Annotated in this window: 8 protein-coding genes and 1 pseudogene; 3 read left to right on the top strand and 6 right to left on the bottom strand. The window is 57.8% G+C overall.

The features are described 5' to 3' along the window. The 5 genes and pseudogenes from rpsU to Q7U76_04775 form a co-directional block, all read right to left on the bottom strand. A partial coding sequence (gene rpsU / locus Q7U76_04795; GenBank protein ID MDO8355688.1) for a 30S ribosomal protein S21 occupies nt 1-191 on the bottom strand: 191 nt, incomplete at its 3' end. Next, nucleotides 101-880: a cyclodeaminase/cyclohydrolase family protein gene (locus Q7U76_04790; protein MDO8355687.1), complete on the bottom strand. Its 780-nt coding sequence runs from the start codon at nt 878-880 to the stop codon at nt 101-103. The genes rpsU and Q7U76_04790, both read right to left, overlap by 91 nt. Before the next feature lie 9 nt (nt 881-889). Continuing rightward, nucleotides 890-1,780, bottom strand: a pseudogene (gene ftcD, locus Q7U76_04785) (glutamate formimidoyltransferase). Nucleotides 1,781-1,879: 99 nt separating this feature from the next. Continuing rightward, complete coding sequence (locus Q7U76_04780) at nt 1,880-2,125, bottom strand: sulfurtransferase TusA family protein (GenBank protein ID MDO8355686.1); 246 nt, start codon at nt 2,123-2,125, stop codon at nt 1,880-1,882. Between the two features lie 90 nt (nt 2,126-2,215). After that, on the bottom strand, nt 2,216-2,731 hold the full coding sequence (locus Q7U76_04775) for a DsrE/DsrF/DrsH-like family protein (GenBank protein ID MDO8355685.1): 516 nt from the start codon (nt 2,729-2,731) through the stop codon (nt 2,216-2,218). Between the two features lie 562 nt (nt 2,732-3,293). Here Q7U76_04775 and Q7U76_04770 point away from each other — a divergent pair. Together Q7U76_04770 and Q7U76_04765 are read left to right on the top strand one after the other, a co-directional pair. Continuing rightward, the gene (locus tag Q7U76_04770; protein MDO8355684.1) at nt 3,294-4,382 is read left to right on the top strand and encodes an aromatic ring-hydroxylating dioxygenase subunit alpha; all 1,089 of its coding nucleotides are present in this window, start codon (nt 3,294-3,296) and stop codon (nt 4,380-4,382) included. 50 nt (nt 4,383-4,432) lie between these two features. Then, nucleotides 4,433-5,077, top strand: coding sequence for a S16 family serine protease (locus Q7U76_04765; GenBank protein MDO8355683.1), 645 nt, complete (start codon nt 4,433-4,435; stop codon nt 5,075-5,077). Nucleotides 5,078-5,081: 4 nt separating this feature from the next. On the opposite strand, the gene Q7U76_04760 is transcribed toward Q7U76_04765, so the two are convergent. Beyond that, nucleotides 5,082-7,088 carry a cation:proton antiporter gene (locus Q7U76_04760; GenBank protein ID MDO8355682.1) on the bottom strand — a complete coding sequence of 669 codons (2,007 nt, stop codon included), beginning with the start codon at nt 7,086-7,088 and terminating at the stop codon, nt 5,082-5,084. 164 nt (nt 7,089-7,252) lie between these two features. On the opposite strand from Q7U76_04760, the gene Q7U76_04755 reads away from it, so the two are divergent. After that, complete coding sequence (locus Q7U76_04755) at nt 7,253-7,981, top strand: HAD family phosphatase (GenBank protein MDO8355681.1); 729 nt, start codon at nt 7,253-7,255, stop codon at nt 7,979-7,981. Nucleotides 7,982-8,018: the final 37 nt, after the last annotated feature.

Genomic DNA, 8,018 nt, shown 5'->3' with positions numbered 1-8,018 from the left:
TCTGGCTTACGCTTCGCCAACCATTTTTGACGCCGACGCTGTGCCTCGCGCTCCTTGGCTTTCTTCCTGACGCTCGGCTTCTCGTAAAACCGCCGACGCTTCAGTTCCCGGAAGAGGCCTTCCCCCGCGAGCTTCTTTTTGGCAACTTTGAGGGCTTTCTCGACGTTATTATTGAAGACTTTGATTTCCATTCTTCCCGTCTGTCTACTTTCCCAGGCGATGCCTGTACAGGTTTTTCTCTCGTGTCAGCACGACCCTGACCAAGGGGCGTACTGTAGCATAGCCCCTTGAGTTCCTCAAGACGGATTGTCATCTGTTCAATACGACCTTGAATGGACTCCTTAAGTCGTTGATTGAGTTGAATTTTTACATTTCCTTCGACGGTGTGCCGTCCCGCATCGGCGGCGGCAATCGCCAGCATGATCCCAACGGTCACGTCAGACCGAACGCGAGGCTTTACTCCTGCCGAGCAGGCATGGAGAAGGACTCCGGCCTCCGTCGCCTGTTCGGCGATTTCGAGCGGGATCTCCGTCGCCAGATGGAGTGCCGAGGACAACAGGGCAGGACGAGTCTTGTCTGACTTCGTGACTGTCGAGGCCTGAAGAAATCGCTGATAGGCTTCGCCGTCTGCCTGCATCAATTCGCACAGCCTTCGGCTAATCTCACTCAACCGATGCTCGACGGCTCGCTGCTTGCTCAGTCGAGCCCCCATGACCCCCAGCGAAGCGGCAAGCGCGCCGACGAAGGCCACAACCGTGCCCCCGGCTGGAAGCGGAGTGGCCGCAGCCACAGTCTCCAGAAAATCCGCGAGCGATTGCGCCTGCAGATCAACCGGTTCCTGTTTGCGCGACGGAACATGATCGGACTGCTTGCCTGACAACCGAGCCTCCAACCTTGTTTCCAATACCTGTGTGGCATTGAACTGTTCGAGCGACAGGCTCTGCGCGGCAACCTGAACCAAGGCCGCTTGAGGCACCAATCCGATCACTTCGCTCCCCGCGACTGCCACGCCTTGCGCGGCCGCACGGGTGCGGACCGCTTCGAACGCCACATGGATCGGCGTGATGATGTAATCGGTGAGATTCATGGCGACCTGAACCATTCGACGACTGGCCAACTCCACCCCGATGGCTTTGAGATGGGGCAGCCCTCCGTTCGATTGACGAATGTCCTTCGCGATGGATCGAGCCAGCGCCAGATCCGTCGAGCGAAGATTCACATTGAACGCGATCAAGGGAGGCCGCGCGCCGATGACGATGGCACCGGCCGTCTCATGGAGGTGGAGAGGACCGAAATCCGGCGCCCAGTCCGGATCGGAGGCCATGCGGAAGGCCAGGCCTTGCAGCCCGCCTCGACGGACCGATTCGAGCGGAGCATGATCGCGATGCAGGGCCGCTTGTTCATAGAGGAATACCGGAATCTCCAGCTCTGTTCCGACCCGTTGTCCCACGCGCTTCGCCAGATGGATACAATCCTGCATCGTCGCGCCGCGCACCGGCACGAAGGGCACGACATCCGTAGCCCCCACACGAGGATGTACGCCCTCGTGCATGCGAAGATCGATGAGATCGGTCGCCACGCGAATGGTGCGAAACGCCGCTTCAGCCACGTCATCCGGCTCACCGGCAAAACTCAGGACGGAACGATGGTGGTCCCGATCCATCGTGTGATCCAACAGCCAAACCCCTGGCACGGATTCCACGGCGCGTACCAGCGCCAGCACCGTCGCCTGATTTCGCCCCTCACTGAAGTTGGGTACACATTCGACGATCCGATCCACGTCCGACTCCATTTCACGCATTAAAACGACGAAGCCGGAGGCGTGATCATCTCATCGTCCCTCCGGCTTCCACCAACTGTCTCCACTGAGCCTGTGTAATTATTTCGTCTTTTTCACAAACGCTTTATAGATTATTCCCGACTTCGTCTGTTCTTCTTCGAGCCCGACCATCTGATGTCCGGTCGTGTCGCACCAGGCCGGCATGTCTTTTTTAATACCTTCGTCGTCTGACACGACTTCAAGGACCTGGCCTAACGTCAATTCCTTGATCTTCTTCAAGGTCATGATAATCGGCATCGGGCAAAAGTACCCGAGCGTATCGAGCTTCACGTCTGCTTGAATCATCAATAAGACTCCTGGCAAGCGGCGAGAGGCAAATGGCTAGAGAAAAATCAGATCTCTGGCCTCTAGCCTCAGACCTCTTGCCCTTGCATGTTAAATGAACAAATTCACACTGCCCTGCTTGGCCTCCGCAAGATAGGTCGTCACCCCCGCGAACTGATCGATGCCTTCGATAAGCGTGTCTTTGGTGATCCCCATCAGCCCCATGGTTGTCGTGCAGGCAATGAAATGCACACCGAGGTCCAGCGCCGTCTCCATCAGTTCCGGCACACCAGGCATCCGGTTCTGCTTCATGACCTTTTTCATCATCTTCGTGCCCAGGCCCCAGAAATGGAACCGGGAGAGAGGCAGGTTATCTGCACCTCCGGTATTCAGCAGGCCGAACATGCGACGAAGCCAATCCTTCGCAGAGCTGGCGACACCTTTTCGGCGAATGGTATTGAGGCCCCAGAAGGTGAAAAAGACGGTGACCCGCATTCCCATGGCAGCAGCCCCCGTGGCAATGATGAACGCCGCCATCGCCTTGTCCATGTCACCGCTCAATAGTACGATCGTCACTCTATCGGGCTTGGAAGTCTGCAAGTCTGCCAAGGCCACCGCCGGGTCCATCTGCGCAATCGTCATAACGCCCTCTTTTCTATCTGAACCGTATGAAACCGGCCATTTCAACGCGGTTTAAACTATAGTCTCTGCTTCTTTTTGCTGTCAAGGAAGAGGGAAGGAGTGGCCAGGTGCCCTTCTTGCTCGCAGAACGCGCACGATAGGAATGTGCTCATTCGATGCGCGCAGGAAAGGGCAGCCTCGGCCACTCCTTTTAAAGAGGGATAGGGAATTGGAAGAGCCTCGCTCGACGGCCGCAGGCGGACCGGCACGGGGCCTCGGAGATGATTAGGAAGATCGAACAGTATGCTCGTTGGACGCACGCAATGGGAGCCCAAGCAGGCCGCTCCGCTATAAGAAAAAATGAATCGTGTAGAAGAGGATGCAAAGATGCGGTCCTGCGATGCGCGCAGTGAAGGACAATCTGGCAACTCCCTGAGCAAATGTGATGTAAGGGGAAGGCCCTCATGGGTAACGAGGATGATCCGACGTCGGCTGGCTTGACGTTCTGCAGCCTGCTCGCTATATTCACGGGCAGGCTGGTCCTCTCACGTGCGTCCTTCCTTTTTCCATGAATAGCGACTTCATTACCGAAATTAAGCCGTCTAAAAGTGCGCCACTGTTCGGCTTTTGGTATCCCGCCTGCCTGAGCAATGAACTCGCTCCCGGCAGCCTCAAGGGGACCGTCCTACTAGGTCTGCCGATCCTGGTCTGCAAGACGGCGCAGGGTGCGGTCGCGGCTATGCGCGACATTTGCCCCCATCGAGGCATGCCGCTCTCGTTTGGCAAAATGAACGGCGACTGTGTCGAATGTGCTTACCATGGCTGGCAGTTCAACCAGGCGGGCCGTTGTCAGGGGATTCCTGCGCTCGTCGACAACTCCCCGATTCAACCCGATAAAATCGGCATCACCACCTATGCCTGCCGTGAACGGGACGGCTATATCTGGGTGTTCATTCCCGACCCTCAACGACCTAATCAGATCGTCCCGGACGTGCCGCCGCTGCCCTTGCCCTCATCCCCCTATCGGATGATTCACATCTCGACATTGTTGGATTGCACCATCGACGACGGTATCGTCGGCTTGATGGACCCGGCTCACGGCCCCTTTGTGCACCAGAGCTCCTGGTGGCGCACCCAGGCGAGCATGCACGAAAAGGCCAAGGCCTTTGAACCGATTCCCAACGGCTTCCGCATGGTGCCGCATGCGCCTTCGAAGAACAGCGGACCCTATAAGCTTCTGAACCTGATTTACGGCGGACCACTCACGACGACCATCGACTTTGTGCTGCCCAACCAGCGGTTTGAATTCGTCCAGTCCGGATCGCTGTTCGTGTCCAGCCGCGCCACCGTCACACCGATCACGGACCAGCAATGCCGCGTCGACTTTACTGCAGCCTGGAACTGCCTCGGCTGGGTGCCGTTTTCCAAGAGCATCTTTCGCTACTTCGCCAACATTTTCATGACGCAGGATCGAGAAGCGATGGAGCGCCAAGCGGTGGGCTTGCGCTACAAGCCGTCCTTGATGCTCATCGACGATGCCGATACGCCGGCCAAGTGGTATTACAAATTGAAAGCCGCACATCTGGCATCGGTGCAGACCGGGCAGCCCCTCGACCATCCGCTCAAAGAACGAGTCACGCTACGCTGGAGGAGTTAAGCCTACTCACTTCCATGGCGGACCACGGCACGGCTCGAAATAGACTTCGCTTGATACTCCTGCTCTCCACCATCATTTGTTGCACACAAGCCGCCCCCCTCTGGTCAGCCGATCGGCATCGCTTCGCCACGGTGCCAGCCCTGGGTGTGCTCGCCAATGAGCAGACCGGTACGGTCCACTACATCGTGCTCCAACTCGACAAGGACCCTCGGCGAGAAGGGCCGACAATCCTCTTCAATGAAATTCACCTCGGTGGCGGTTCAGCCGTCAGCGAGGATTGGAAAGACGGCGTGAAGCAGGCAGTCGCGGCTGCTACGAAGGCCGTGGGAGAGGACGGACGAGAATGGGTGATCACGATCAAAAACCGGTCATACAACTCGTTGACCGAGGGAGCCAGCGCGAGCAGCGCTATCGCGGTGGGCATTGTGGCGGCCTGGCGAGGCGACGAGATCAGGTCAGACGTCGCATTGACCGGGAAAATCATAGAGGATGGTCGGATCGAAGCGGTCGGTGCGCTTCCCAGCAAAATCGAAGCGGCAGCCCGCGCACAGTTTAAGACCCTGCTGATCCCTCGTGGGCAGCTCAACTCACCGGACGGGGATCTCTCCCAGCTGGCAACGAGATGGCAGATGACAATCCTTGAAGTGGCTACGCTGGAGGAAGCCTACCAGCTCATGACGACAGCAAGACGTTAACGGCTCACTTCGAACCCGTCTCCACCAAGAGCCCCATCGCCTGCCTGATCTGGGCCCGCGAACCGAGCAGCACCACAATATCGCCCGCCATCAACCGGGTCTTCTCCGATGGATTCGATTGCGTCACCCCCGCTCTGGTCCAGGCGATGACCGACGCGCCCGTACGAGGACGGAGTGAAATCTCAGTCAAGGTCTTCCCCCGCGCAGGCGAATCGTCCTCAATACGGCACGTTTCGACTTCCGCATCGGTTAAGGTCCCGCCACGAAGATGATGAGCCAGTTCGGGCAATTCGCTGCGCCGAAGCAAGGCATACCCTTCACGGCGAACCTGTTCGGCCTTCTGCGTGACAAAGTCCTGCGGCAATTTATAGGTGCGGAGCACCAGGGCGAAAATTTCGATGGAGGTCTCAAACTCCTCCGGCACCACGTCATCCGCACCGAGCTGATGTAATTCTTCCAGTTCGCGCAGATAACGAGTCCGCACGACGACATGCACTTTCGGATTGAGACCCTTGGCAACCTGCACGGTTCGTCTGGTGATAAACGGATCCGAGATTGCGACCACCAACACCTTCGCATCTTCGATTTTCATATGCCGCAAGACGTTCGGGTTCGTGGCATCGCCGTAGTAGACCGGCACACCATGTTTCGCTTCGCGAGTGACGGTATCGCCATTGAGATCCAGGGCCAGATACGGGATCTCCGTTTCGCCCAGAACACGCGCGAGATTTCGTCCGTTCAACCCATACCCCACAATAATGACGTGGTCTTTCATCCGAATCTGCTTGCCTTCGGTCTGCATGACATGGGCGATGGTGCGGCTCGGCAACCAATGGCGAAGCCGTTGCCATGCCTCCACGCGCCGGGCCAGGTGCGGCGACCACTGCATAAGAAACGGCGTCACGATCATGGAGAGCACCGAAACGGCCAGAAAGATCTGATAGGGATCCCCGCGCAGAAAGCCGGTCTCCTGTCCCTGCTGGGCCAGCAAGAAACTAAACTCTCCGACCTGAGCCAGGGCGATGCCGACCATCACCGCCGAACGCGGAGGGATCTCCGCCAACAAGACCGCTCCGGCCCCGGCAATAAACTTCAACAACAGAATCGTGACCAGGAGCCCTGCCACCGGCAATGGATGGGTGAACAACACCCGCCAGTCCAGGAGGATGCCGATCGACACGAAAAAGAGACTATTGAAGCTGTCGCGAAACGGGAGCACTTCAGCCATAGCCTGATGGCTGTACTCCGACTCAGAGATGACCAATCCGGCGATAAACGCGCCCAATGCCAACGAGAGACCGCCGAGCGACGTGAGCCAGGCGATGCCGAGACAGAGAACGATGATCGTCAGCAAGAACAGCTCGCGGCTGCGGCTGCGGACGATATGCTCCAACAACTTGGGAACCAGATACCAGGCGGCGGCAATGACGAGCAAGACGACGAGCACCGACTTCCCCAAGGTGAGCAGAATCGCCAGCCCGCCTCCATTCGATTGGCTGGCCAAAATCGGCGTGAGCAGCATCATGGGGACGACGGCCAAGTCTTGAAAAACGAGAATCCCGATCGTGGCTCGGCCATGGATCGAGTCGCTGTCTCCCCGTTCGGCCAAGGTCTTGAGCACAATCGCCGTACTGCTCAGAGAGAAAAGAAATCCCCAAAATAGTCCCTGCTGCCAGGTCAGTCCAACGAGCATGGCCCCGAGCCAGGCAATCACCAGTACGCCGCCGACCTGGATCGGCGCGGCCAGAAACATGAGGCGGCGCAAGGAGGCCAATTGCACCAACGAGAATTCAATGCCGATGGTGAAGAGGAGCAGAACCACTCCGATCTCCGCCAGCACTTGGACCGTGCCGATGTCCGAGATCAGATTCAACCCATGAGGGCCGATGATTGCGCCTGCGACCAAGAATCCTGCGATCGAGGGAAGCCGGAACTGATGGAAGACGAAGACGACGGCAATCGACACCGAAAAGATCACGAGCAGATTTGCGAGCACGCCGTAGTCGGTCATAGGGAAAATCGGTTGGACATGTGAGACGCTTCGAATACCTCAGGTTTCACCGGGTTAGGCCGGAGAATACCCTAGCCGCGATGAGGGAACAAGGCAAAGCTGCTTGTTCAACGGAAGCTCTTTCGCTACAGTGGCTTCACCGAACGGATGGGCGAGGCCACAACATGATCCGTGCAATCATTTTCGACTTCAATGGCGTGATCGCCGACGACGAAACGCCGCATCTGCATTGCTTTCAGCAGGCATTGGCCGAGACCGGTCTCTCGCTCACGAAAGAAGAATACTACGGCACGTATCTGGGTATGAATGAACGGACCTGTGCCACTGCGCTCCTCGCTGCACGCGACCATATCTGTGACCGGAATGTCTTGTCGGCCATCATGGAGCGGAAAGCGGCGCTCTTCCGGGAATATACCGCCCTCCACAAACCGGCCCTCTTCCCCGGCGTCGTTGAGTTTGTGAAACGAGCCACAGCACAGTATCGATTAGCCATTGCCACAGGAGGCAGACGGGAGCAAATCGCCCATGCCCTGCACAATACGGCTATTGAACAAGACTTCCCGGTGCTGGTCTCGGCAGACGACTGCGCGGTCGGCAAGCCGGATCCGGCGATCTATCGCCACACGCTCAAATTATTGAATGCCCAGGAACCCCGCCCACCCCTCATCACAGCAGGCGAATGCCTGGTCATCGAAGACTCGCTGGCCGGCATTCAATCGGCTCACGCAGCCGGCATGAGAGTCTTGGCCCTCGCTACGACTTATCCTGCTGAAAAACTAGGCGAAGCGGATCACATCCTGCCGAACCTCGAGGGCGTCACCCCGGAAGAAGTCCTCCGTCTCATCTCGGCAAATCGGCCACCAAAGCCGCTCAGCCAAAATTCAGGTCGATAGCAGGACCCCCTCGAAAGATGAATAGACGGTTTTGGCT

It is taken from the genome of Nitrospirota bacterium (genome assembly GCA_030645475.1).
Classification (GTDB): Bacteria; Nitrospirota; Nitrospiria; order Nitrospirales; family Nitrospiraceae; genus Palsa-1315.
The sequence above is the reverse complement of the archived record's forward strand: the minus strand, read 5'-3'. Positions and strand labels throughout refer to the sequence as shown.